The sequence below is a fragment of the Streptomyces sp. NPDC003016 genome, assembly GCF_053591455.1.
This window is the reverse complement of the sequence record NZ_JBSFTV010000019.1, coordinates 129,147-153,859: the sequence shown is the minus strand read 5'-3', so window position 1 is coordinate 153,859 and position 24,713 is coordinate 129,147. Positions and strand designations below refer to the sequence as shown.

Below are 24,713 nucleotides of genomic sequence, written 5' to 3'. Positions count from 1 at the left end.
GTTGTTGCGGCCGAGCAGGGCGATGGTGATGCCCGTGAAGCCGGCCGCCGCCGTGTGTCTGCCCGGCGCGGACGCCGCCCCTGAAGCCCCGGAAGGGGACGCCGCTCGCGGAGGCACCCCGGTGCGGACACCGACCGGGATCACGTCACGGACCGGGTCTGCCGCGGATCCCCACCTCCCGCGGCGGCCACCGGGGGCATTCCCGCGACACCTCCGGCGTCTCCACCCGGACCGGCGCCGCCGTCGACGCCCTGGCGGACCGGGCACTGTGCCGGCTCCCTTCCCCCGCTGAAACCCGGTGAAAACAGAGGTCTGTGACAGGCCGGGTGCCGACCGGCGCTAACGTGGTCCGTGCTGACAGTCGGGTCCGCGCCGGGACGGCGCCGGCCCAGGGGGCGGAAGAAGGTACACATGCAGGTCGGAGCCGTCTCTTGAGGATTCTGCATACGTCGGACTGGCACCTGGGGCGTTCCTTCCACCGAGTGAACCTCCTCGACGCCCAGGCCGCGTTCCTCGACCACCTGGTGACGACGGTGCGCGAGCGGGACGTGGACGCGGTGCTGGTGGCGGGGGACGTGTACGACCGTGCCGTGCCGCCGCTCGCCGCCGTCGAACTCTTCGACCGGGCCCTGCACCGGCTCGCCGCCGCGGGCGTGCCGACCGTCATGATCTCCGGGAACCACGACTCGGCCCGCAGGCTCGGCGTCGGCGCCGGGCTCATCGACCGGGCCGGGATCCATCTGCGTACCGACCCGGCAGGGTGCGCCACGCCGGTCGTCCTCTCCGACGCGCACGGAGACGTGGCCTTCTACGGGGTGCCGTACCTCGAACCCGCCCTGGTGCGCGAGGAGTTCAAGACGTCCAGGGCCGGGCACGAGGCCGTCGTCGGAGCGGCGATGGAGCGGATACGCGCCGACCTCGCCGAGCGGCCCGCCGGCACCCGCTCGGTCGTTCTCGCGCACGCCTTCGTCGCGGGTGGCGAACCGAGCGACAGCGAGCGGGACATCACGGTCGGCGGCGTGGCCTCCGTCCCCGCCGGTGTCTTCGACGGCGTCGACTACGTGGCCCTCGGGCACCTCCACGGCTGCCAGCTCGTCACCGGGCGCGTCCGCTACTCGGGCTCCCCGCTCGCGTACTCCTTCTCCGAGGCGGACCACCGCAAGACGATGTGGCTGATCGGCCTCGGGCCCGGCGGCGAGGTCGAGGGCGAGCGGATCGACTGCCCCGTGCCCAGGCGCGTCGCCCGGATCCGCGGTCGTCTGGAGGAACTCGTCGAGGACCCCGCCCTCGCACGCCACGAGGAGTCCTGGATCGAGGCGACGCTCACCGATCCCGTACGCCCGCCGGAACCCATGGCGCGGCTCAGCGCGCGCTTCCCGCACACCGTCAGCCTCGTCTTCGACCCCGAACGGGCCCCCGAGGACCCCCTGGCGTCCTACGCCCAGCGGCTCAAGGGGCGCGACGACCAGCAGATCGCGGAGGACTTCGTGGCCCATGTGCGCGGCGGCAGCGGCCCCGACGACCGGGAGCGCACCGTGCTCCAGAGCGTCTTCGACGACGTACGCGTCGACACCGCGCTCGCGCAGGACGGTGTGCGCGGGGCCGCCCGATGAGGCTGCACGCCCTGCACATCACGGCTTTCGGGCCCTTCGGCACCACCCAGGAGGTCGACTTCGACGCGCTCAGCGCCGCCGGGGTCTTCCTGCTGCACGGAGCGACCGGCGCCGGCAAGACCTCCGTCCTCGACGCCGTCTGCTACGCGCTGTACGGCGCGGTGCCGGGCGCCCGGCAGAGCCCCGGCGCCTCACTGCGCAGCGACCACGCCCCGCACGGCCTGCCGACCGAGGTGCGCCTCGAACTGACCGTGGGCGGGCGGCGCCTGGAGATCACCCGGCGCCCGGCACAGCCGCGCCCCAAGAAGAAGGGCACCGGCTTCACCACGGAGAAGGCGCAGAGCTGGCTGCGCGAGCACCGGGCCGACACCGGGTGGAAGGCGCTCAGCCGCTCCCACCAGGAGATCGGCGAGGAGATCACCCAGCTCCTCGGCATGAGCCGGGAGCAGTTCTGCCAGGTGGTGCTGTTGCCCCAGGGGGACTTCGCGCGCTTCCTGCGCGCCGACGCGGAGGCACGCGGCAAGCTCCTCGGACGGCTCTTCGACACCCGCCGTTTCGCCGCCGTCGAAGAGCGGCTCGCCGAACTGCGCCGTTCGGCGGAGCAGCAGGTGCGGGCCGGGGACGAGCGGCTGCTCGCCGTCGCGCAGCGGATGGCGCAGGCGGCGGGCGACAGCGCGGACGCGCGCGCGTGGCCGCTGCCCGACGCGCAGCCCGGCGAGCCCGGACTCGCCGAGGCCGTACGGGAGTGGGCCGCGATCGCGCGCAGCGGTGCGCACGAACGGCTCGGCATCGCGGAGTCGGCGGTCGCCGCGGCGGAGAGCCGGCGGACCGCGGCCCGCACCGCCCTGGAGGCCGAACGCGAACTGGCAGCCCTCCAGCAGCGATACGCCGACGCGCGCGGGCGCGCCGACGCGCTCGAAGCGCGCCGCCCCGAGTACGAGCGGCTGCGCGCGCTCCAGGACCGCGCCCGCCGGGCCGACCGCGTCGCCCCCGCCCTGGCGCTGCGCGACGACGCCGAGCGGGAGCACCGCGCGGCGAGCGCGGCCCGCGAACGCGCGCGGGCCGAACTGCCGCCGGACCTCGCCGACACCGGCGCCGAGCACCTCGCCGCACTGGAACGCGGGCTCCGCCAGGACCTCGGCGGCCTCGAAGCCGCACGCAGGGCGGAGCGGCGCAGCGAGGAGATCGGCCGGGAGCGGGCGGCGCTGGAGCGGCAGGCCCGCGCCGACGACGAACTGCTGCGGGACGCCGCCCACTGGCTGGACGGCTGGGACGCGACCCGCCGCCGCTGCCAGGAGCGCATCGAAGCGGCCCAGGACGCGGTGACCCGCGCCGAGCACCTGGCGGGACGGCTCGAACCGGCCCGCCGCAGACTCGACGCCGCACGCCGGCGCGACGCGCTCGGCGAACAGGTCACGGCCGCCGAGGACCGGCTGCGGACGGCCCGGGAGGAGGCCGCCTCGGCCCACGAGCGATGGCTGGACCTGAAGGAACGCCGGCTGCTGGGCATCGCGGCCGAACTGGCGGCGAACCTGCGCGACGGCCAGGAGTGCGCGGTCTGCGGCTCGACCGAGCACCCGGCGCCCGCCCGGGCGGCGGCGGACCAGGTGGACCGTACGGCGGAAGAAGCGGCGTACGCCGCCCATACGGACGCCGAGGCGGTGCGCTCCCGGGCGGAGCGCGCGCTGGCAGCGGTGCGCGAGGACCACGCGGCGGCGCGCGCGGAGGCGGGCGGCTCCGCCACCGGCGGCGGCCCGGCCGAGGCGGGGACCGGCGACGCGGTACCTGCCCCGGCGGAAGCCCTCCGGGACGCCGGGTCCGGTCGTCCGCGTGAGGTGAGCGTCGGCGAACTGACCTCCCTGGTCCAGGAGTTGCGACAGGAGCACGCCGAGGCGCATGCCGTGGCCGCCGGTCTGCACGCGGCCCGTGAGGCGCTGGACCGCGCCGAGCGCGAGTACGCGGGACGCGTCGACGCGCAGCGGCAGGCCGAACGGCGTGCCGCCGCCCGTACCTCGCAGCGCGAAGCGCTCGACCGCGAACAGGCGTCCCTCGAAGCCGAACTGGTCCGGGCCCGCGGTGAAGCGCGCAGTGTCGCCGAGCATGCCGCGCTGCTGGAGCGCCGCGTCCGGGTGCTCGGTGAGGCGTCCGAAGCCGTGCGGGCGGTCGAGATCACCGCCCAGCGCCTCAAGGAGGCCGACGACCGGCTCGCCGACGCCGCGTTCAAGGCCGGCTTCGAGACCCCGCGCGGGGCAGCCGAAGCGCTGCTCGGGGACGCGGAGCAGCGCGGCCTCCAGCACCGGATCGACGACTGGCAGCGCGAACAGGCCGCCGTCGCCGACCGGTTGGCGGAGCCCGGGACCGCCGCGGCCGCCGCCCGGCCCCGGGCCGAACCGCAGCGTGCCCAGCAGGAGTTCGACGCCGCCGAGCGCGGACTGCGTGACGCCGCGTCCGTCCTCGACGCCGCGGGCGAGCGCTGCGCCGCTCTCGCCCGGCTGTCGCGGCAGGCCGCCGAGGAGACGCGCCGCCTCGGCCCGCTGCGCGAACAGTACGAGCGGGTGGCGCGCCTCGCCTCGCTCACCGCCGGCACCTCCGCCGACAACGAACGCAAGATGCGCCTGGAGTCGTACGTCCTGGCCGCCCGCCTGGAGCAGGTCGCGGCCGCCGCCACCGCCCGCCTCCAGCTCATGTCCTCCGGCCGCTACACCCTCGTCCACTCCGACGCCAGGGCCGGCGGCCGGGGCCGGTCGGGACTCGGCCTGCACGTCGTCGACGCCTGGACGGGCATCGAGCGCGACACGGCGACCCTCTCCGGCGGCGAGACGTTCTTCGCCTCGCTCGCGCTCGCGCTCGGCCTCGCCGACGTGGTCACCGACGAGGCCGGCGGCGTACGGCTCGACACGCTCTTCATCGACGAGGGCTTCGGCAGCCTCGACGACCAGACCCTGGACGAGGTCCTCGACGTACTGGACTCCCTGCGCGAACGCGACCGCAGCGTCGGCATCGTGAGCCACGTCGCGGACCTGAGGCGCCGCGTCACCACCCAGCTCGAGGTCGTCAAGGACCGGCACGGCTCCGTGGTGCGCCACCACACGGCCTTCGGTCAGCGGCTGAGCGCGCGCCGGGGGAGCGGCGAGGAGTAGACGACGCTGGTGGTGACCGAGCCGAGCGTGCCGAACCGGCCCGAGATTTCTTCCAGGTGCTTCATCGAACGGGCCGCGACCTTCATGACGAAGCAGTCGTCGCCCGTGACGTGATGCGCTTCGAGCACCTCGGTCGTCGTTTCGAGCAGGTCGTGGAACGGCTTGTAGTTGCCGTGCGGATAGCGCAGCCGCACGAACGCCAGGATGGGCATTCCCAGCTGCTCCTGCTCGACGACGGCCGTGTAGCCCGAGATCACCCCGGCCTCTTCGAGCCGCCGCACCCGCTCGGTCACGGCGCTCGCGGACATGGACACGGTGCGCGCCAGCTCGGCGAACGTGGCCCTGCCTTCGCGTTGCAGGGCTTCCAGGATGCGCCAGTCGGTGGCGTCCGGTGAATATCCGGTCATGTCCCAGAGACAACAGGGAATCCACCGGCAGATCAAGAGAAGAGCCGGGGAATCCCACTTCAGTCGGATGATCACTCGCCGTAGATTTTCACCCATGACGACGACGCGGATCACCACCGCCCAGACCACCGCCACCCGCGTGAACGCCGTTCTCCGCGTCCCGCCGGCCGCCCCCGCCGCGGCCGCCGCGTACTTCGGCACCAGCCTCGCCTTCCACACCGACGTGTCCGACGTCGCCTCGGTCCTCGCGTCGGGCGAAGACCCCGGCTTCGTCGTGATCGACTCCCGCTCCACCGCGGCCTGGGGCCAGGGGCACGTCCCCGGAGCCCTGCACCTTCCCACGGCAGAGATCCCCGCCCGGGCGGAGCGGCTCCTGGACACGTCCGTGCCGGTCGTCACGTACTGCTGGGGCCCCGGCTGCAACGGAGGCACTCGCGCCGCTCTCGCCCTCGCCGAACTCGGCTACCAGGTCAAGGAGATGCTCGGCGGCATCGAGTACTGGATCCGCGAGGGCTTCGAGGTCGAGACGCGGCAGGGCCGGGAGCGGCGCGACACCGACCCGCTCACCGCGCCCGCCGGATCCGACCACTGCGGCTGCTGACGGGCCTGTTCGCCGTACGGCAGCGGGCACGGGCCGCGGGCCGCGGCGATCGTGTCCGCCCGCCTCCCCGCGGCGCACCGGGGGTGCCGCTCCGAGGGCGGGTTCCGGCGCGGGTGAGCGGATGAAGCGTCCGGGGCGACGGCGGCCAGGTGCATGGATCCGGGGCCGACCCGGCCGCCGTACCCGCGTATCCGGGCCGTCAGAGCTTCGACAGCTCTTCCACCAGGTCGTCGAGGCCCAGCGAGCCCTGCGACAGCGCCGCCATGTGCCACGCCTTCGCGTCGAAGGCGTCGCCGTGCGCCGTGCGGGCGTTCTCGCGGCCCAGCAGCCACGCCCGTTCGCCCAGCTTGTAGCCGATCGCCTGGCCGGGCATGGACAGGTAGCGGGTCAGCTCGCTCTCCACGAAGTCCGCGGGCCGCCCGCTGTGCATGCCGAAGAACTCGTGCGCCAGCTCCGGCGTCCAGCGCTCGCCCGGGTGGAACGGCGAGTCCGCCGGGATCTCCAGCTCCAGGTGCATGCCGATGTCGACGATGATCCGGGTGGAGCGCATCATCTGCGCGTCCAGATAACCGATCCTGCGCTCCGCGTCGCCGAGGAAGCCCAGCTCGTCCATCAGCCGCTCCGCGTACAGCGCCCAGCCCTCGGCGTTGGCGCTGACCATGCCGACCGACGCCTGGTAGCGGGACAGCTGATCCGCGACGTGCACCCACTGCGCGAGCTGCAGGTGGTGCCCGGGGACGCCCTCGTGGTACCAGGTCGACGCCAGGTCGTACACCGGGAAGCGGGTCTCGCCCATCGTCGGCAGCCAGGTGATGCCCGGGCGCGAGAAGTCCTCGGAGGGGGTGGTGTAGTACGGCGCCGCCGCGCCGCCGGGGGGCGCGATGCGGGACTCGACCTTCCGTACCCGCTCGGCGAGTTCGAAGTGCGTACCGTCCAGCGCCTCGATGGCCTCGTCCATCAGGCCCTGCAACCAGGCCCTGGTCTCCTCGACCCCCTCGATGTGCGTGCCGTGCTCGTCGAGCCAGGCCAGCGCCTCCCACGGGGTGGCCGCGCCCGGCAGGATCTTCTCCGCCTCGGTCTTCATCTCGCCGAGCAGGCGGTGGTACTCGGACCAGCCGTACGCGTACGCCTCGTCGAGGTCGAGGTCGGTGCCGTTGAAGTAGCGCGACCAGCGGGCGTACCGCTCGCGGCCCACCGTGTCGGGCGCGTCCTTCACAGCCGGGGCGTACACGTCGCGCATCCAGTCGCGCAGCGCGGCGACGGCTTCGGTGGCGCCGCGGGCCGCCGCGTCCAGCTCGGCGCGCAGCGCGTCGGGCCCCGCGGCCGCGAACTCCTCGAACCAGCCGCGCCCGGTGCCCGCCCACTCGGTCAGCTGGCCGGTGAACGTCTCCGTGGCGCGCGGACCGCCCAGGAGCCCCCGCTCCAGACCGAGCGCGAGCGACGCCCGGTAGCCCTCCAGGGCGCCGGGCACCGCGCGCAGCCGCTCGGCCACCGCCGTCCAGTCCTCGTCGGTCCCGGTGGGCGTCACCGTGAAGACGCCGCGGATGCTGTGCGCGGGCGAGTGGATGTTGCTGACGGCGCGCAGGCTCTCGTCGGCCTCGTGCACGGCGAGTTCGGCGTTCAGCCGCTCGCGCAGCAGCCGGCCGCAGCGCCGCTCGACGTCACTGTCCGCGCCGGGCAGGCCCTCCGCCCTGTCCAGCTCCGCGAGCGTGGTGCGGGCCAGCCCGGCGAGTGCCTCCTGCCCCGCGGGGGAGAAGTCCGGCAGGCTGCGGGAGCTCTCCTCGACCCCCAGGTACGTGCCGGTGATCGGGTCGAGGGCGATGAGTGCGTCGACGTACGCGTCGGCGACCTGGCGGGGGAGGAGGAGCGCGCTGCTCGAAGTGACTGACATGCGGACATCCTCGTACGGGAAAGGGCTCCGCGTCACTACTGTCCGGGCTCGGCGGACCGTCACCGGCGGACTCTCACCGGCGGCCTGTCACCGGCGGCTTGACGGCAGCTCGCCGTCAGCGCCCGGCCGCGGGTGGCAGCAGCGGTCCGCAGTCCCACGCCTGGAAGATCAGCCGGGTCTCCACGCGGGCGACTTCGCGCCGCGAGGTGAACTCGTCCAGGACCAGCCGCTGCAGGTCCGCCGTGTCCGCCACCGCCACATGGACGAGGTAGTCGTCGGGCCCGGTCAGGTGGAAGAGCGCCCGCGACTCGGGCAGCGCCCTGATGCGCTCCACGAACGGGCCGATGAGCTCGCGCCGGTGCGGGCGTACCTGCACCAGGAGCAGGGCTTCGAGGCCCCGGCCGAGCTTGGCCGGATCGAGGCGCAGCTGGTGGCCGAGGATCACACCGGAGCGGCGCAGCCGCGCCACCCGGTCCAGGCAGGTGGAGGGCGCGACCCCGACCTCGGCGGCCAGATCGCGGTAGGTGGTCCGCGCGTCGTTCTGCAGAAGGCGCAGGATGTGCAGATCGACCGGGTCCAGTACGACGGATTCGGCCATACGCCGAACGTAGCACGGCCATCCGCCCGTACCTCCCGGTAGCTGTTCAGAGTCATGTCATGAACACCGACGCCTCGACCACACCCCGGGCCCTGGCCACCGAAGCCGTCCACGCCGGCCGCGAAGACCTCGCGGCGCTGGGACTGCACGCCGTGCCGCTCGACCTGTCGACCACCTACCCCTCGTACGACAGCCGGGGGGAGGCGGCCAGGATCGACGCGTTCGCCGCCACCGGCGCGCGGCCGGAGGGCCCGCCCGTCTACTCACGGCTCGACAACCCGACCACCGCTCGCTTCGAGGACGCCCTGGCGCGGCTGGAAGGCGCCGAGAGCGCCGTCGCGTTCGCCAGCGGCATGGCGGCGCTCACCGCCGTACTCCTCGTACGGGCGAGCGCGGGCCTGCGCCACGTCGTCGCCGTACGGCCGCTGTACGGATGCAGCGACCACCTGCTGAACGCCGGGCTGCTCGGCACCGAGGTGACCTGGGTGGACCCGGCCGGCATCGAAGACGCGATCCGCCCCGACACCGGCCTCGTGATCGTCGAGACCCCCGCCAACCCGACCCTCGCGGAGATCGACGTCCGGGCGGTCGCGCGGTCCTGCGGGTCGGTGCCGCTGCTCGTCGACAACACCTTCGCGACGCCGGTGCTCCAGCGCCCGCTGGAGGACGGCGCGCGGCTCGTCCTGCACAGCGCGACCAAGTACCTGGGCGGACACGGCGACGTGCTCGGCGGGGTGGTGGCGTGCGACGAGGAGTTCGCCCGCGCGCTGCGTCAGGTGCGGTTCGCGACCGGCGGCGTACTCCATCCGCTGGCCGGATACCTGCTGCTGCGCGGGCTGTCCACCCTGCCCGTACGGATGCGTGCGGCGTCGGCGTCCGCGGCCGAGCTCGCCCGGCGGCTGTCCGCCGATCCGCGGGTGGCGCGGGTGCACTATCCGAAACTCGGCGGCGCGATGGTGGCCTTCGAGGTGTACGGCGATCCGCACGCGGTGATCGGGGGCGTACGGCTGATCACGCCCGCCGTCAGCCTCGGCAGCGTGGACTCGCTCATCCAGCATCCGGCCTCCATCAGCCACCGCATCGTGGCCGAGGGAGACCGGCGGTCCTCGGGGGTCAGCGACCGGCTGCTGCGGATGTCGGTCGGGCTCGAGGACGTGGAGGACCTGTGGCGGGACCTGTGCGAGGCCCTCAGTGCTGCCGGGGCCGCTGCGTCTGTGCGTGCGCCCGTGTCCGTACCGGTTCCTGTGCGTGAGCGGGACGCGGACGTACGTCCGCCGTACCCAGCCGCGCGGTGACCACCAGGGTGCCCTCCTCGATCTGGTAGTCGAGGGGCAGGCCGAGGCCGCGCATGGCCGCGACCATGCCGGTGTTGGACGACTGGGTGACGGCGTAGACGCTCTCGCAGCCCGCCTCGGCGGCGAGCGCCACCAGGCGGCCCAACAGCTCGGAGCCGATGCCGCGGCGCTGCCACGCGTCCTCGACGAGCAGCGCCACCTCCGTCTCGTCGCCGTCCCAGAGCAGGTGGCCGAGGCCGACGAGGCGGCCGGACGCCGTCGAGGCGGCGAGGGTGCGGCCGAAACGCGGGCTGAGGAGGTGGCCGAGGTAGCGGTCGGCGTCGCCCATCGGACCGTGATAGCGCAGGCTCAGAGTGCGGTCGCCGCAGCGGTCGTGCATGGCGCGGGCGGCGTCGAGGTCGTCGGGCCCGGCCCTGCGGACGGTGATCTCGTTGCCCTCGGGGAGGGTCAGGACCTGCTCGCCGCGCGGGACGCGCGGACCGAGGCGGGCGTCGAGTTCCACGAGGGCGCGGGCGCGTGCGAACTCCGTCGGGGTGAAGGGCAGGTAGTGGCGCTCGACGGTGATCGTCCCGCCGGACGGATCCCGCAGTTTCATGACCGTGCCGTCGAGGACGCCCTCGACCGGAGCGGCGTCACCGGTGGGCCGGCCGGTGAGGCTGGTGGCGGGCAGCGAATGGATGGTGCAGCGGCCGAGCAACTGGCGCAGCGCCAGCGGAAGTTCCGCGGCGTCGAGCGCGGTGCGGGCGGCGAGACCGAGCACCCGGGTGGGGGCGTCGACGAGGTCGTGGGCGTCGGCCCGCTCCAGCCACGTGTCGCGGCCGCCGGCTGCGGAGACCTCACGGCTCAGCGCGGCGGCCTGGAGGGTGGCGGGGGCGCGCAGCAGCAGTTCGTCGACGGTGCCGTCGGCGAGCGGGTGGGTCTGCAGGGTGAGGATGTCCACCTGGTGGCGGGCCAGGGCGGTGCACAGCAGCGCCAGGCTGCCGGGCTCGTCCCTGACGGTGGTGCGCATCCGCCAGAGCGCGGTCCCGGAGGCGGGCGGCGCACCGTCACCGGCCGTACCGGGACCGGGGCGGGTGTCGGCAGGGGGCGGCGGGGAATGGCTGTGCCGCCGCGCCCACCAGGTGTGGAACCCGGCCGTGGCGGCCAGCACCACGGCCGAAGCCACGAGGAGATACGGTCCGTCGGGGCCGTGCGCGATCGCGTTCGCGATCGCGTCGGCGACGGCCACGGCGGTGAACAGGGCGGCGAGTTCGACGAGGTCCCGCCGCCAGTGGTGGGCACGGCGGGCAGGCTTCGGCGATGCCGTGGCCGTCGCGGCCGTCGCGGCCGTCGTGTCAGTCGTATCGGTCATGCCAGTCACATCCGTCATGGCACCACTGTGGCCGACCGGTGTTGCGTGATCACGAACACGCTGTGACTGATGGGTTAAGCGCGCTTCTGGGGGCTTAGTGACCGTTTTCAGCCACGACCGGCCGCGAAATCCAGCCCGTCCGCATTCCTGGACTCCCGGATTCCCTCCCGATCCTCGGCTACTGGCCGACGCGGCCGGGCTGCAGCACCTTGCTGAACAGCACCGTCCCGCCCTCGGCGCGCAGCCGCACCGTCAGCTCGCCGCTCCCGCCGTCGATCTCGACCTCGCCGAAGTGCTGAGGGGACTCCATGGGTGACACGTTGGCACGGGCCGGTGCCTTCACGAAGACCTGGTCCGGCCCGAAGGTGGCGTCGAGCCGGCTCGACGGGAAGCCGCCCGCGGCCAGCGGCCCGGACACGAACTCCCAGAAGGGCGCGAAGTCCTTGAACGCCGCGCGGGACGGATCGTAGTGCTGGGCCGAGGTGTAGTGCACATCCGCCGTGAGCCACACCGTGCCGGTGATACGGGCGTGCTTGATGTGACGCAGGAGCTCCGCGATCTGGAGCTCCCTGCCCAGCGGCGCCCCGGGATCACCCTGTGCGACCGCCTCGAAGTCGGCAGCCCCGTCCGGGACGACGATCCCCAGCGGCATGTCGGAGGCGATCACCTTCCACACCGCGCGGGAGCGCGACAGCTCCTTCTTCAGCCAGGCGAGCTGCTCGGCGCCGAGGATGCCGGTCGTGTCGTCGGGCCGGCGTCCGGGCGAGTTGGCGTTGCGGTACGTCCGCATGTCGAGGACGAAGACATCGAGCAGGGGACCCTGCCCGACCACCCGGTAGACCCGGCCGTCGCCCTTCCCTCCCTTCCCGTCCTCCCCGCGCGCGGGGAGCGTCGAGATCGGGAAGTACTCGCTGAACGCGCGCATCGACCGTGCCGCCAGTACGTCGACGTTCTTCTCCGTGTAGCGGGCGTCGTCGAGGATCTGGCCCGGGTACCAGTTGTTGCGCACCTCGTGGTCGTCCCACTGCACGATCGAGGGCACCTGCGCGTTGAAACGGCGTACGTTCCCGTCCAGCAGGTTGTAGCGGAAGTTCCCGCGGAACTCGTCCAGGGTCTCGGCGACCTTCGACTTCTCCCGGGTGGTGATGTTCCGCCACACGCGCCCGTCGGGCAGCGTCACACTCGGCCGGATCACGCCGTCCGCGTAGACGGTGTCGCCGCTGCACAGGAAGAAGTCCGGATCGAGGCGGCGCATCTCCTCGTACACCCGGTAGCCGCCGATGTCCGGGTTGATGCCCCACCCCTGGCCCGCGATGTCCCCCGACCAAAGGAAACGCACGCCCTCGCGTCGCCTCGCGGACGCCGTACGGAACGTTCCCCGGAGCGCTTCCCCGGTGCGTCGGGGATCGTCGGGATCGGTGAGGGTCACCCGGTAGTGCACCTGCTCGCCCGGGGGCAGGCCCCGCAGCGCTGTCGTCCCGGTGAAGTCCGTACCGGGCCCGAGCAGGGGGCCGTGCCATCTGCGGGAGTGGCGGAAGGACTCCGTCGCGGACGTCTCCACGATCATCCGGGCCGGGCGGTCGGACCGTACCCACACCAGACCCGACGAGGAGGTGACGTCACCCGTCTGTACACCCCATGCGGCGCGCGGCCGGCCGGAGAGCGCCTGCGCAGGCGCGGCGGCCGCGCCCACGGTGGCGGCGCCGACGGCGGCGGGCAGGGCAAGCGAGGCCGAGGCGGCCAGCGAGCCGCGCAGGACGGAACGTCGGTCGGGGGACTGGCTCTGCGGTCGGTGCGGCATCGATGCGCCTCCAGTGACGGTTCGGTCGTTCGGTGGATCGGAACGCCGTCGGAGTGTCCGCCCCGCGGACGGTCCGGCGTGTGACGCCATGCCTAGTGCCCGGCCGCGGCAACCACACGAACCACAAGTGAACAGCCGGCCACCGTTCCCGGGAACCGGTCCGGCGCGCTCCGGTCCGGCCCCGCTCCCGCAGGACGGAGCCCCGCGGTGTCATCGTCCGGACAGCGCGGGAAGGTCGGCTGGGATGAGGGAGTGGCCGCCGACACCGTGACTGACGTCTTCGAAGAGCACCGGCCCGTTCTGACCGGAGTGGCGTACCGGATGCTCGGCCGGGTCGCCGACGCCGAGGACGTCGTGCAGGAGGCGTGGCTGCGCTGGTCCGCGCAGTCGCGTGACGACGCGCGCGCACCGCGCGCCCACCTGGTGCGGATCACCACCCGGCTCGCCGTCGGCCGGCTGCGCCACGTACGGGCCGGGCGTGAGGCGTACGTCGGACCGTGGCTGCCCGAGCCGCTCGCCGACTCCGTCCCGCTCGCGTTTCTCGTCGTTCTCGAGTCGCTCTCCCCGCTGGAACGCGCGGTGTTCGTCCTCGGGTGGCTTTCGGCTTCCCGTACGGAGGAATCGCAGCCACCCTGGAACGCCCGGAACCGGCCGTACGGCAGCTCTCGGGACGCGCCCGGCGGCAGGTCGCGGAACGCGGGCCGCGGTTCGACGTGGACCCGGCCGAACGCCGCGACCTCACCGGGCGGTTCCTCGCGGCGGCGTCGGGAGGGGACCTCGACGCGTTGCTCGCACTGCTCGCGCCGGACGTCCGGCGCGTCGGCGACAGTGGTGACAGCGGTGACAGCGGTGACAGTGGTGACAGCGGTGACAGCGGCGGCAAGGCCAAGGCGCCACTGCGGGTCATGGGGAGCGCCGACAAGGTGGGACGCTTCCTGTTCGCCGCGGCCGAACAACCGATCGCCGGCAGCGAGTTCCGCTTCCTGGAACTCAACGGCGGGCCGGCCCTGCTGGTCCTGTCCGGCTCGAAGCCCGGCGCGGTCTTCCAGCTGGATGTCGCGGGCGGCCTCCTCCAGTGCGTGTCTGCATCGTCCGCAACCCCGACAGACTCACCGCATTCGCCCCTTAGGAGCGGCGCCTGCCCTGCACCGATTGGTCTTGACCAAGGGGGGCCACGGACTTATGGTCGCAGAGTTAGTGCAGGAACCTTTAATAAACAAGGGCGCGGAAACTCGCCGGGGACAGGCTGATTGCGGAGGATCAGGGTGGGGACCACGCAGCTCGAAACGGTGCCGGAGCCGAAGTACTGGCACCTCAAGACCGTGCTCAGCGAGGCACTCGACTCCGATTTCGCGGTCGGTGAGATCCTGCCCAACGAGCGTGAACTCGCCTCGCGCTTCGGCGTCGCGCGCGCCACGCTCCGCCAGGCCCTCGAACAGCTCGAACTGGAAGGCCGCCTGCAGCGCCGTCGCGGCGTGGGCACCACGGTCGCCCCGCCGCGCGTGGGTGTGGACGTCGGCACCTCGCAGCACGGATGGCCGGGCGCGGCCGGCGACGCCTGGCAGCCGGTCGACTGCGCGAGCGCCGTGCCCCCCGTCGCGGTGGTCCGTATGCTCGACGACGACTTCGACGCCGGGGACGAGGTGCACGTGGTGCGCCGGATCCGGGTGACGAACGGTCAGCCGGTGGCAGCCGAGCTGCTGTACGTACCGGACGCGTCCGTGCCGGACCTCGCGGCCATCGGAGCACCCTCGGGCGTGGCCCGCGCACGCAGCGTGCTCCGGGAGCTGCAGCGCCTCGCGATGGACGGCCAGGACCGTGCTGTCGAACTCGGCTCCGCCCGCGCGGACGACGCGAAGGAGCTCGACCGGCTGCCCGGCGCGCCCGTCCTCGTCGTCACCACGCGTTACTTCGCCGAGGGCAGGACCGCCGCGGTCTCCGTGGCCACCTACCGGGCGGACACCTGCCGGCTCACCTTCGGTGACTCGGGCGACGTGGAGATAAGCCACCACGGGCAGGAGCGCAGGGCCTCCTGACTCCGTCCGCCTTACGGAACGCGAGGCTCTTACGGAACGTGAGGCACTTGCGGAACGTGAGGCACTTGCGGAACGTGAGGCACTTGCGGTGCGGCCCGTCGCGGCTCAGCGGCGGGCCGTCACCGTTCCCTCGACGGCGAAGAGCTGTTCCTCGACATGGTCGAGGGCCAGGCGCAGCGCACCGGTCGCCACCGCCGCCTCACCGAGCAGCGACAGCGCCACCCGCGGCGGACGCAGGCAGTAGCGCGCCAACTCGCCGCGCAGCGGCTCCAGTACACCGTCGATGCCGGCCGCCCACCCGCCGACCACGACCAGCTCGGGGTCGAGCGCCAGGACCAGCGCCGCCACGTCGTGCACCAGCCGCTGGATGAACCTCTCGACGGCCTCCCGCGCCCCCGGGTCGCCCTGTCTGGCACGCCGGAAGACGGTTGCCACCGCCTGCTCGTCCAGCGGCAGCAGCGGCTCGTCCGTCGTCGACAGCAGCGTCTCCGGCGTGACCTCGCGGCCCAGCAGGTGCAGCGCTCCGATCTCGCCGGCCGCGCCGCCGTACCCGCGGTGCAGCCGGCCGCCGATCAGCGAACCCGCGCCGGGGCTCAGCCCGGCCAGGACGAACACGATGTCGTCGGAGTCGACGGCGGCGCCCTTCCAGTGCTCGGCGACGGCCGCCGCGTTGGCGTCGTTCTCCACCAGTACGGGGCAGCGGAAGGAACGCCGGAGCCGCTCGCCGAGGGGCAGCCCGGTCCACTCCGGCAGGGCCGTGCCCAGCCGCACGGTTCCGTCGGCCTCCACGATGCCGGGCGAGCCGACGCCGACGGCGCGCAGCGAGCTGCGGGCGACTCCGGCGCGGCGCAGTACGTCGGCGACCGTGGCGCGTACCCGGTCGAGCCGCGCGTCCGCCGAGGCGGTCTCGGACACCTCGCGGGAGCCCGCGCCGATGACGCGGCCGTCGAGGCCGGACAGCAGGGCGGCGATGCGGTGCGGACCGATCTCGACGCCCAGCAAGTGTCCCGCCTCGACCCGGAACCGGAACCTCCGCGCGGGCCGCCCCTGCCGCCGCGTCTCGCCGTCCTCGGCCGGGGCCTCGACGACGAGCCCGGTCTCCATGAGCCCTTCGACCACACCCTCGACCGTCGGCCGGGAGAGGCCCGTGATGCGGGTCAGGTCGGTGAGAGTGGGCGAGCCGGCGCCCCGCAGGGCGTGCAGCACCACGGCGGAATTGATCCGCCGCAGCAGTGAGGGGTCCCCGCCGGTCAGCCGCCCCACGGTGTGTCCTCCCAGCTCGCGCGCTTGTTCTGCCGGATCGTACTCGCTGGTCGGGGGAGCGGCGAGTACGATCCGGCGGCGTGCGGCTTCCGCCGTGCCCGAGCGGTACGGCCGACGGCTTCCGGGCGTCGGCGGTCTCCGCGCCTAGCGCGTGACTTCGGGATCCCGACCGTCGTCCTGCGACGCGGCCCGCAGTCCGGCGTACTCCTCGGCCATGGTCCGCGCGGTCCAGTGGGCGTTGAGTCCACTCGGGTTGGGCAGGGCCCAGATCCGGGTCCCGCCGATCGTCCGCTCCTGCGGCCCGATCATCGCCTTCTTCTCACCGAATGCCGTGCGATAGGCGGTGATGCCGACCACCGCGAGCCACTTCGGCCGCAGCAGTTCGACCTTCGCCGTCAGGAGCCGTCCGCCCTCGCGGAACTCCTCGTCGCTGATCTCGTCGGCCCGCGCGCTCGCCCTGGCCACCACATTGGTGATGCCCAGACCGTAGGACAGGAGCTCGTCCTGCTCCCACGGCTTCAACTGCCGGGGCGTGAAGCCCGAGAGGTGCAGCACCGGCCAGAAGCGGTTGCCGGGGCGGGCGAAGTGGTGGCCCGTCGCGGCCGACATCAACCCCGGGTTGATGCCGCAGAAAAGCACCCGCAGGCCGCCCGCGACCACGTCGGGAACGAGGCGGTCGCGGGCGGCCTGGAGTTCTTCGGGCGTCATGGCGTGCGGATCAGAGGATCGATCCGGGGGCGTACCCGGCGGCGTCGGGATGCCGCTTGACGATCTCCTCGATGCGGGAGACCACGGCCCCGACCTGCTGCGCGGCCGCCCCGGTGAAGGACAGCTTGTCGGCCATCAGCTCGTCGAGCCGCGCCCGGTCCAGCGGGATCCGCTCGTCGGCCGCGAGCCTGTCCAGCAGCTCGTTGCGCTCGGCGCCCTGCTCGCGCATCGCCAGCGCGCAGGCCACGGCGTTCTCCTTGATGGCCTCGTGCGCGACCTCGCGGCCGACCCCGGCCCGTACCGAGGCCATGAGCACCTTGGTGGTGGCGAGGAAGGGGAGGTAGCGGTCCAGCTCGCGGGAGACGACCGCCGGGAAGGCGCCGAACTCGTCCAGCACCGTCAGGAAGGTCTCCAGCAGGCCGTCGAAGGCGAAGAACGCGTCGGGCAGCGCGACGCGGCGCACCACCGAGCAGGACACGTCGCCCTCGTTCCACTGGTCGCCCGCCAGCTCGCCCGTCATCGAGGCGTAGCCGCGCAGGATCACCATGAGGCCGTTCACACGCTCGCAGGAGCGGGTGTTCATCTTGTGCGGCATCGCGGACGAGCCGACCTGGCCGGGCTTGAAGCCCTCCGTCACCAGCTCGTGCCCGGCCATCAGCCGGATCGTCTTCGCCACCGACGACGGCGCGCCCGCCAGCTGCACCAGAGCGGTGACGACCTCGTAGTCCAGCGAGCGCGGGTACACCTGGCCCACCGAGGTGAAGGCCTGCGAGAAGCCGAGGTGGACGGCGATCCGCTGCTCCAGGTCCGCCAGCTTGCCCGCGTCGCCGCCCAGCAGGTCGAGCATGTCCTGGGCCGTGCCGACCGGGCCCTTGATCCCACGCAGCGGGTAGCGGCCCAGCAGCTCCTCAAGACGTCCGTACGCCACCAGCAGCTCGTCGGCCGCCGTCGCGAAGCGCTTGCCGAGGGTCGTCGCCTGGGCCGCGACGTTGTGCGAGCGGCCCGCCATGACCAGCTCCGCGTACTCGGCGGACAGCTTGCCGAGGCGGGCGAGCACGGCGACCGTACGGCCCTGCATCAGCTCCAGCGAGAGCCGGATCTGGAGCTGCTCGACGTTCTCGGTGAGGTCGCGGGACGTCATGCCCTTGTGGACCTGCTCGTGGCCCGCGAGCGCGTTGAACTCCTCGATCCGCGCCTTCACGTCGTGGCGCGTGACCTTCTCGCGCTCGGCGATCGACGCCAGGTCGACCTGGTCGAGCACGCGCTCGTAGTCGGAGAGGGCCTCGTCCGGCACCTCGATGCCGAGGTCCTTCTGGGCGCGGAGCACGGCGAGCCACAGCCGGCGCTCCAGCTTCACCTTCTCCTCGGGGGACCACAGGACGGCGAGTTGCGTGGAGGCGTAGCGGCCGGCCAGGACATTGGGGATGCGGGGCTTCGCAGGAGCAGCAGTCACGCGACCAGATTCTACTGGCGGTTTCTGCAGGTCGGCGCAGCGCCCCTGTGTGTGGCTTGCTACAAGGAGGGGCGGGAGCGCTACGGCAGGGGCCCGTCGTACGGCAGCAGCTCCGGGCGCTTGGCCGGCCGCCCGTCGCCCGAGGACCGTCCCGTGACGCGCCGTCCGATCCAGGGCGCCAAGTGCTCGCGCGCGAACCGCAGGTCGCTGCCGCGCCGCGCCGCCCAGCCGGGGGTCACGCCCGGTGCGAGCGGCGAGCGCCAGTCGTCCTCCGCCGCGAGTCCGAGCGTCTGCCACACCGCCTCGGCGACCCGCCGGTGCCCCTCCGCCGTCAGATGCAGCCGGTCGACGTGCCACAGCCGGGGGTCGGCGAGCGCGGGAACGCCGTACAGATCGACCACCAGGGCGCCGTGCCGCGCCGCCAGACCGTCGATGAAGGCGAACAGCTGCTCCATGCGCGGCCGGAAGCGCTCCATCACCGGACCGTTCCGTCCGGGGCTGCGCATCAGCACGAGCTGCCCGCAGGACGGCGCCAGCTTCCCGGCGGCCTCTTCGAGGAGTCCGCACACCCTGCCCATGTCGGCCTTCGGCCGCAGCGTGTCGTTGAGCCCGCCCACCAGTGTCACGAGGTCCGGCCGCATGGCGGCCGCGACACCGACCTGCTCGTCGACGATCTGGCCGATCAGCTTTCCGCGTACGGCGAGATTGGCGTACTGGAAGCCCGGCGTGCGCGCCGCGAGCCGCGCGGCGAGCAGGTCCGCCCAGCCGCGGTACGAGCCGTCGGGCAGCGCGTCCGACATGCCCTCGGTGAACGAGTCGCCGACCGCGACAAAACTGGTGTAGGCAGCATTCATTTCCATGGCGGAGCGATCGTATCCCGGCCGCTCCCACCGCCGCGGCCGGGGCGACGCTCCTCGCCGCCCCGGCCGCGCCGACGGTCAGGACTGCTGCTTCTGGTCCGGCCGGCCCACCAGCTCCCGCAGGACGTCCTCCATCGTGACGAGCCCCGCCGGACTGCCGTCCTCGTCCAGCACCGCCGCCAGATGCGTCCGGCTGCGCCGCATCGCCGTCAGTACGTCGTCGAGCAGCGCGTCCGCCCGCACCCGGGCGATCGGCCGCAGCGCGGACACCGGGAACGGCACATCGCGCGGTACGGCGTCCAACGCGTCCTTGACGTGCAGGTAACCCAGGATCCGCAGACCCTCCAGCACCGGGAAGCGGGAGAACCCCGACTCGGCCGACAGCCGCTCCAGGTCCTCCGGGGTCGTTCCCACCTGGGCGTACACCACGCGCTCCACCGGCATGACCACGTCCCGCACCGGGCGCCGGCCCAGCTCCAGGGCGTCGTGCAGCCGCTCGGCCGCGCGGTCGTCGAGCAGGCCGGCGTCGCCCGCGTCGGTGACCAGCCGCGCCAGTTCGTCGTCCGAGAACGTCGCGGACACCTCGTTCTTGACCTCCACCCGCAACAGCTTGAGCAGCGCGTTGGCGAAGGCGTTGATCGCGAAGATCACCGGGCGCAGCGCACGGGCCAGCGCCACCAGCGGCGGCCCCAGCAGCAGCGCGATCCGCACCGGCTCGGCCAGCGCGATGTTCTTCGGCACCATTTCGCCGAAGAGCATGTGCAGATACGTCGCCGCGGCGAGCGCGATGACGAAGGAGACGAGGTGTGTCAGCCCGTCCGGCACACCGACGGCGTGGAAGACCGGCTCCAGCAGGTGCGCGATGGCCGGCTCGGCGACCACGCCCAGCACCAGGGTGCACAGCGTGATGCCCAGCTGGGCCGCCGCGAGCAGCGCCGAGACGTGTTCGAGGCCCCACAGGACGCTGTGCGCCCGCCGGTTCCCGCGTTCGGCCTCCGGCTCGATCTGGCTGCGGCGTACGGAGATCAGCGCGAACTCCGCGCCGACGAAGAAGGCGTTGACGACCAGCGTGAGCAGGCCGATGAGCAGTTGGACCGCGGTCATCGCCCGGCCTCCTTTTCCCCGGAACGGGTCGAGCCGGTGGAACCCGCGGAGCCGTAGGAGCCCGCGGCCTCTTCTTCCCCGGGCAGCGGGGCGTGCAGCAGCACGCGCGCCGCGCGGCGGCCCGCCGCGTCCACCACGTCCAGCTGCCATCCGGCCAGTTCGATGCGGTCGCCCACGACCGGGATGCGGCCCAGCTCACTGGCGACCAGCCCGGCGAGCGTCTCGTACGGGCCGTCGTGCAGCCGCAGTCCGACCCGCTCCAGCTGGTCCGTCCTGGCCGCGCCGTCCGCCGACCACAGCGTCCGCCCGTCGGCGTCCTCGCCGGCCGGGGCGAGGTCCGGCGTCTCGTGCGGGTCGTGCTCGTCGCGCACTTCGCCGACGACCTCCTCGACGATGTCCTCCAGCGTCACGACGCCCGCCGTGCCGCCGTACTCGTCGATGACGACGGCCATGGTGCGCTTGCCCGACAGCCGGTCGAGGAGCCGGTCCACGGTCAGCGACTCCGGTACGAGCAGCGGCTCGCGCAGCAGGGACGAGACGGGGTACGACGGCCTGCGTTCGGCGGGCACGGTCAGCACGTCCTTGATGTGCGCGATGCCGACGACCGAGTCGAGGCTGCCCCGGTAGACCGGGAAGCGGGACAGGCCGGTCGCGCGGGTGGCGTTCGCGACGTCCTCCGCGGTGGCCTGCACGTCGAGCGCGGTGACCTGCACGCGCGGGGTCATCACGTTCTCCGCGGTCAGTTCGGCCAGGTTCAGGGTCCGTACGAACAGCTCCGCCGTGTCGGCCTCCAGCGCCCCCTCCCGCGCGGAGTGCCGCGCCAGGGCGACGAGCTCCTGCGGGCTGCGGGCGGAGGCCAGCTCCTCGGCCGGCTCCATGCCCAGGCGCCGCACGATCCGGTTCGCCGAACCGTTGAGGTGGCTGATGAGCGGGCGGAAGGCCGCGCTGAACACCCGTTGCGGGGCGGCGACCACCCTGGCCACGGCCAGGGGTGACGAGATCGCCCAGTTCTTGGGCACCAGCTCGCCGACGACCATCAGGACGACGGTGGACAGGGCCGTACCGATGACCAGAGCCACCGACGAGGACGCCGAGCGGGAGAGGCCGACGTCCTCGAGCGGACCGCGGATCAGCTTGCCGATGGAAGGCTCGGCGAGCATGCCGACGAGGAGATTGGTGACGGTGATGCCGAGCTGGGCGCCGGAGAGCTGGAACGTGAGGCTGCGTACGGCCTTGAGAGCGCTCGCCGCACCCCGTTCGCCGCGCTCCACGGACCGCTCGAGGTCTCCGCGCTCGATCGTGGTCAGCGAGAACTCGGCTGCGACGAAGGCTCCGCAGGCGAGCGAGAGCAGCACGGCCACGGCGAGCAGAAGCACTTCGGTCATCGGTTCACCTCCGTCCCATGATCGGGCAGGGCGGGGAGGAGTGCGCGATGTCGACTGCTGGTACTGGGAGGCTCGCCCATGGGCGGACGCTCACACCTTTCAAAAAAGGGGATGAATGATCCGCCCATGGTAAAGGACCAGCAAACTGCGGCAGAAGTCAGTCCACGAGCGGCTTGACCCACCGCTGCCACTGCGGCTCCGGGGCGTAGCCCGCGGCGCGCCAGGCGTGGTGTGCGAGCTCGTTGCGGACGAGGACCATCGCGTCGCCGCGCCGCCCGCCCAGCCCCACGAACCGCTCCTCCGCCGCCGTGAGCAGCGCGGAGCCGATGCCGCGCCGCCGCCGGTCCGGGTGCACGGCCAGCCGGTACAGGTGGCAGCGCCAGCCGTCGAAGCCCGCGATGACCGTGCCGACGAGCTCGCCGCCGAGCTCCGCGAGGATCAGCGAGTCGGGGTCCCGGGCGACGAGGCGCTCGACGCCCGCGCGGTCGTCGCTGATGCTCGTCCCCTCGGCGGCTTCCTTCCAGAAGGCCAGTACCGCGTCGAGGTCGGTGGGGCTCGCGGCGCGTATTCGAAGATCGTTCATGGCGTCATCCCAGCACCCGGGGGCCGCCGCGTCGACCGCCTTCCGTATGCCGGACACCCCTTGCCGGTGCTAGCGCTACCGCGCTAGCGTGGAGGGGTGGCGAAGACCCAGCTGAACGTACGCGTGGACGAGACCACCGCGGAGGCCGCGCGGCAGCGCGCCCTCCAGCGCGGGATGAGCGTGAACCGCTACATCGAGGAACTGGTCAGACAGGACGCGGGCGAGGTGGGCCGCACCTTCGTCGAGGCCGCGTCCGACTTCATGAAGCAGTACGAATCGGTGTTCGCGGAAGAGTTCGGCACGGAGCGCGAAGGCAAGCGTTGACTCTCAAGATCGACCTCGCCTGGCTCCTCATGGTCGCCGAGCACAAGACCCCCGGCGACCCGCAGGTCGTCGACTGGGGCGCTCTCGTCGCCGCCGTGGCCCGGCACGAGGCGGAGATCTTCGGCATCCCCGTCTACGGCGACGCGCCCGCCCGCGCCGCCGCCCTGCTCCACCTGCTCCTCCAGGTGCCCGCGCTGGAACGTTCCAACGCGATGTTCGCCTCGGCCGTCGCGTACGGCTACCTCGTCGCCTGCGGCCTGAAGATCGCGACCTCGCCCGAACAGGTGAGGGACCTGGCCAGGCTGGTCAAGGAAGGCAAGGCGGACGTGCACGCGATCGCCGAAGAGCTGCGGCGGTGGAGTCTGTGAGGGTGGGGTCGGTGAGGGAGCGGGCCGCGCGGTCTCAGCCGCCGGACGGCCCCGTTTCCTCCGGGGGCCGGTGTGCCACGCCCAGCACGCAGGGCGACGACGGCAGCTTCGGCCCCTTCTCCGGTACGGACAGCCGCCGGTGGCTCCCGAGGTCGAAGCCCGCCGCCGCGATGCCCGCGAGAGGGTCGCGCGCCGTGTGACACCCGCCGAAGAGCAGGGGCCACACGGTGCGGTCCAGCGCGCGCTGGACCGTCACCATGGCCCGGCCCTCGCCCCGGCCGTGCTCGAAGAACCGCAGCTCGCCACCCGGCCGCAGCACACGCTTGATCTCGGACAGGGCGCGCGGGACGTCCCGTACGCTGCACAGCACCAGCGACACCACCGCCGCGTCGAACGCCTCGCTCTTGACCGGCAGCGCCTCCGCGGCGCCCGGCACCACGTCCACCGGGACACCGGCGTCCAGGGCCGCCTTCACGGCCAGTTGCCGCAGGCTGCGCTCCGGTTCGATCGCCACCACCTCGGAGACGGCCGACGGGTAGTACGCGAAGTTCAGCCCGTTTCCCGCGCCGATCTCGACGACCCGGCCCGAGAGACCGGACAGCAGCTCCGCGCGGTGCGCGGCGACCCCGCTCCTCAGGTCGGAGATCACACTCACGCGGGCGTAGAAACGGGCGAAGAGCGGATGGTGCACGGCGTCCCGGGGAACCTTGCGGCGGCGTTCCAGCATCGCGGACCTCCTCCGTGGGCGTACGGATACCGCGATTCCTACCCCGTGGCGGGGCTCACGCCGCTCACGAAGCAGAACTCGTTGCCTTCCGGATCCCGCAGCACCTGGAAGGAACCGTTCCCGTCGGTGACGATGCCGCCCGTCCTGGTCGCTCCCAGGCGCTCCGCCTCGGCGCTCGCCGCGTCCAGGTCGCCCGCCTCCAGGTCCAGGTGGAGGCGGTTCTTGACGGTCTTGCCCTCCGGTACGCGCTGGAAGGCGACCCGCGTCCAGTCCGGCGGGTCGACGTACGACCAGTGCGGACTCCGGTCGACGGGGTCGCCGCCCAGCAGGGCGGCCCAGAACCGGACCAGCGCGGCCGGGTCCGCGCAGTCGAAGACGATTTCGTCGATACGTGCTCGCATGACGACGACCCTAGGCGCTCAGGCGCTCAGGCGCTCACGGGCACCAGGTGCCGCCGAGCCGGGGCGCGAGCCATGTCGTGGCGCGGCTGCGGAATTCGGCGGGCTCCAGGGCTCCCGCGCCCTCGGGGACGACGCCGAGCAGGGGCGCTCCTCCGGCGACCTCGGGAAGGTCCGTCAGATTGCACCGCTCGGCGAGGCCGGGCTCCCCGGGCCAGCTGCCGACGACGATCCCGAGCATCTCGATCCCGCGGGCGCGCAGCGCCTCGGCGGTCAGCGCGGTCGAGTTGAGCGTGCCGAGCGCGGCCGGGGTGACGACGAGTACGGGCGCGTCGAGCAGGCGGGCGGCGTCGGCGAGGGTGGCGCCGTCGTCGTCGAAGCGGACGAGGAGGCCGCCGGCGCCCTCGACGAGCACGAGGTCGTACTCGACGGCGAGCTCGGCGGCCGCCGTGGCGACGTCGTGCGGCCGTACGGGGGGCAGGCCGGCGCGGCGGGCGGCGGTCGCGGGTGCCAACGGCTCCGGGAAGCGGGCGAGTTCGACCCCCGCGACCGCGCCGCCCGCGAGCCGTACGACTTCGTCGGCGTCCCCCGGCTCCCCGTGCGCGAGTCCGGTCTGTGCGGGCTTGAGCACGGCGACGGTACGTCCCTGGGCGCGGGCGGCGGCTGCGAGGGCCGCCGTGACCACGGTCTTTCCGATCTCGGTGCCGGTGCCACTGACGACGATGACGGCCATGGGTGGTGCTCCTGCGTAGTGGTTCGTCGTAATTGGTTGCAGTTCGTTGTAGTTCGTCTGTGTGTCCGGGTGGG

General features: G+C 73.1%; 22 protein-coding genes and 1 pseudogene. 8 read left to right on the top strand and 15 right to left on the bottom strand.

Features of this window, described 5'->3' with window-relative positions:
• Positions 1-431: 431 nt before the first annotated feature.
• Both ACWDZ4_RS18610 and ACWDZ4_RS18605 read left to right on the top strand, forming a co-directional pair.
• Positions 432-1,613 (top strand): exonuclease SbcCD subunit D, encoded by a 1,182-nt coding sequence (locus ACWDZ4_RS18610; RefSeq protein WP_451509471.1) that lies wholly within the window; start codon positions 432-434, stop codon positions 1,611-1,613.
• Entirely contained in the window at positions 1,610-4,753 is a 3,144-nt protein-coding gene (locus ACWDZ4_RS18605) for an AAA family ATPase (RefSeq protein WP_451509470.1), read from the top strand. The genes ACWDZ4_RS18610 and ACWDZ4_RS18605 overlap by 4 nt, the downstream gene beginning before the upstream one ends.
• Here the strand turns inward: ACWDZ4_RS18605 and ACWDZ4_RS18600 are convergent.
• A complete protein-coding gene (locus ACWDZ4_RS18600; RefSeq protein WP_451509469.1) occupies positions 4,714-5,160 on the bottom strand; it encodes an Lrp/AsnC family transcriptional regulator in 447 nt (148 codons plus the stop codon). The two genes, ACWDZ4_RS18605 and ACWDZ4_RS18600, sit on opposite strands and share 40 nt — an antisense overlap.
• Before the next feature lie 94 nt (positions 5,161-5,254).
• Here ACWDZ4_RS18600 and ACWDZ4_RS18595 point away from each other — a divergent pair, with 94 nt between their 5' ends.
• Positions 5,255-5,761: a rhodanese-like domain-containing protein gene (locus ACWDZ4_RS18595; protein ID WP_451509468.1), complete on the top strand. Its 507-nt coding sequence runs from the start codon at positions 5,255-5,257 to the stop codon at positions 5,759-5,761.
• A gap of 199 nt (positions 5,762-5,960) precedes the next feature.
• Here ACWDZ4_RS18595 and ACWDZ4_RS18590 read toward each other — a convergent pair whose 3' ends face one another.
• Entirely contained in the window at positions 5,961-7,652 is a 1,692-nt protein-coding gene (locus ACWDZ4_RS18590) for a DUF885 domain-containing protein (protein ID WP_451509467.1), read from the bottom strand.
• 115 nt (positions 7,653-7,767) lie between these two features.
• Positions 7,768-8,250 carry an Lrp/AsnC family transcriptional regulator gene (locus ACWDZ4_RS18585; RefSeq protein ID WP_344493885.1) on the bottom strand — a complete coding sequence of 161 codons (483 nt, stop codon included), beginning with the start codon at positions 8,248-8,250 and terminating at the stop codon, positions 7,768-7,770.
• Positions 8,251-8,309: 59 nt separating this feature from the next.
• Here ACWDZ4_RS18585 and ACWDZ4_RS18580 point away from each other — a divergent pair, with 59 nt between their 5' ends.
• Complete coding sequence (locus tag ACWDZ4_RS18580; RefSeq protein ID WP_451509466.1) at positions 8,310-9,545, top strand: trans-sulfuration enzyme family protein; 1,236 nt, start codon at positions 8,310-8,312, stop codon at positions 9,543-9,545.
• On the opposite strand, the gene ACWDZ4_RS18575 is transcribed toward ACWDZ4_RS18580, so the two are convergent.
• Together ACWDZ4_RS18575 and ACWDZ4_RS18570 are read right to left on the bottom strand one after the other, a co-directional pair.
• Positions 9,439-10,896 (bottom strand): GNAT family N-acetyltransferase, encoded by a 1,458-nt coding sequence (locus ACWDZ4_RS18575; RefSeq protein WP_451509465.1) that lies wholly within the window; start codon positions 10,894-10,896, stop codon positions 9,439-9,441. The two genes, ACWDZ4_RS18580 and ACWDZ4_RS18575, sit on opposite strands and share 107 nt — an antisense overlap.
• 178 nt (positions 10,897-11,074) lie before the next feature.
• Positions 11,075-12,697 carry an alkaline phosphatase D family protein gene (locus tag ACWDZ4_RS18570; RefSeq protein ID WP_451509464.1) on the bottom strand — a complete coding sequence of 541 codons (1,623 nt, stop codon included), beginning with the start codon at positions 12,695-12,697 and terminating at the stop codon, positions 11,075-11,077.
• Positions 12,698-12,949: 252 nt separating this feature from the next.
• Between ACWDZ4_RS18570 and ACWDZ4_RS18565 the strand changes: the two are divergent.
• Positions 12,950-13,826: pseudogene (locus ACWDZ4_RS18565) on the top strand (sigma factor).
• Between the two features lie 136 nt (positions 13,827-13,962).
• Entirely contained in the window at positions 13,963-14,733 is a 771-nt protein-coding gene (locus ACWDZ4_RS18560; protein ID WP_451509463.1) for a GntR family transcriptional regulator, read from the top strand.
• A 105-nt stretch (positions 14,734-14,838) separates the two neighbouring features.
• Here the strand turns inward: ACWDZ4_RS18560 and ACWDZ4_RS18555 are convergent, their stop codons facing one another.
• The 7 genes from ACWDZ4_RS18555 to ACWDZ4_RS18525 form a co-directional block, all read right to left on the bottom strand.
• Positions 14,839-15,996, bottom strand: coding sequence for an ROK family transcriptional regulator (locus ACWDZ4_RS18555; protein WP_451509462.1), 1,158 nt, complete (start codon positions 15,994-15,996; stop codon positions 14,839-14,841).
• A 144-nt stretch (positions 15,997-16,140) separates the two neighbouring features.
• A complete protein-coding gene (mug, locus tag ACWDZ4_RS18550; protein WP_451509461.1) occupies positions 16,141-16,704 on the bottom strand; it encodes a G/U mismatch-specific DNA glycosylase in 564 nt (187 codons plus the stop codon).
• 10 nt (positions 16,705-16,714) lie between these two features.
• Entirely contained in the window at positions 16,715-18,157 is a 1,443-nt protein-coding gene (gene purB, locus ACWDZ4_RS18545) for an adenylosuccinate lyase (protein WP_451509460.1), read from the bottom strand.
• A gap of 80 nt (positions 18,158-18,237) precedes the next feature.
• Entirely contained in the window at positions 18,238-19,017 is a 780-nt protein-coding gene (locus ACWDZ4_RS18540) for an SGNH/GDSL hydrolase family protein (protein ID WP_451509459.1), read from the bottom strand.
• A gap of 78 nt (positions 19,018-19,095) precedes the next feature.
• Positions 19,096-20,121 (bottom strand): hemolysin family protein, encoded by a 1,026-nt coding sequence (locus ACWDZ4_RS18535; protein WP_451509458.1) that lies wholly within the window; start codon positions 20,119-20,121, stop codon positions 19,096-19,098.
• Complete coding sequence (locus tag ACWDZ4_RS18530) at positions 20,118-21,506, bottom strand: hemolysin family protein (RefSeq protein ID WP_451509457.1); 1,389 nt, start codon at positions 21,504-21,506, stop codon at positions 20,118-20,120. Before ACWDZ4_RS18530 ends, ACWDZ4_RS18535 begins: the two co-directional genes overlap by 4 nt.
• Positions 21,507-21,663: 157 nt before the next feature.
• The gene (locus ACWDZ4_RS18525) at positions 21,664-22,089 is read right to left on the bottom strand and encodes a GNAT family N-acetyltransferase (RefSeq protein ID WP_451509456.1); all 426 of its coding nucleotides are present in this window, start codon (positions 22,087-22,089) and stop codon (positions 21,664-21,666) included.
• A 96-nt stretch (positions 22,090-22,185) separates the two neighbouring features.
• Here ACWDZ4_RS18525 and ACWDZ4_RS18520 point away from each other — a divergent pair, with 96 nt between their 5' ends.
• Together ACWDZ4_RS18520 and ACWDZ4_RS18515 are read left to right on the top strand one after the other, a co-directional pair.
• Positions 22,186-22,413 (top strand): antitoxin, encoded by a 228-nt coding sequence (locus ACWDZ4_RS18520; RefSeq protein ID WP_214910147.1) that lies wholly within the window; start codon positions 22,186-22,188, stop codon positions 22,411-22,413.
• Entirely contained in the window at positions 22,410-22,781 is a 372-nt protein-coding gene (locus ACWDZ4_RS18515) for a fic family toxin-antitoxin system, toxin component (protein WP_451509455.1), read from the top strand. Before ACWDZ4_RS18520 ends, ACWDZ4_RS18515 begins: the two co-directional genes overlap by 4 nt.
• Before the next feature lie 34 nt (positions 22,782-22,815).
• Here the strand turns inward: ACWDZ4_RS18515 and ACWDZ4_RS18510 are convergent, their stop codons facing one another.
• The 3 genes from ACWDZ4_RS18510 to bioD are packed head-to-tail and all read right to left on the bottom strand — an operon-like array spanning position 22,816 to position 24,639.
• Entirely contained in the window at positions 22,816-23,508 is a 693-nt protein-coding gene (locus ACWDZ4_RS18510) for a class I SAM-dependent methyltransferase (RefSeq protein ID WP_451509454.1), read from the bottom strand.
• Between the two features lie 38 nt (positions 23,509-23,546).
• Positions 23,547-23,909, bottom strand: coding sequence for a VOC family protein (locus ACWDZ4_RS18505; RefSeq protein ID WP_451509453.1), 363 nt, complete (start codon positions 23,907-23,909; stop codon positions 23,547-23,549).
• 34 nt (positions 23,910-23,943) lie between these two features.
• Positions 23,944-24,639, bottom strand: a complete 696-nt coding sequence (gene bioD, locus ACWDZ4_RS18500) for a dethiobiotin synthase (protein ID WP_451509452.1) — start codon at positions 24,637-24,639, stop codon at positions 23,944-23,946.
• Positions 24,640-24,713: the final 74 nt, after the last annotated feature.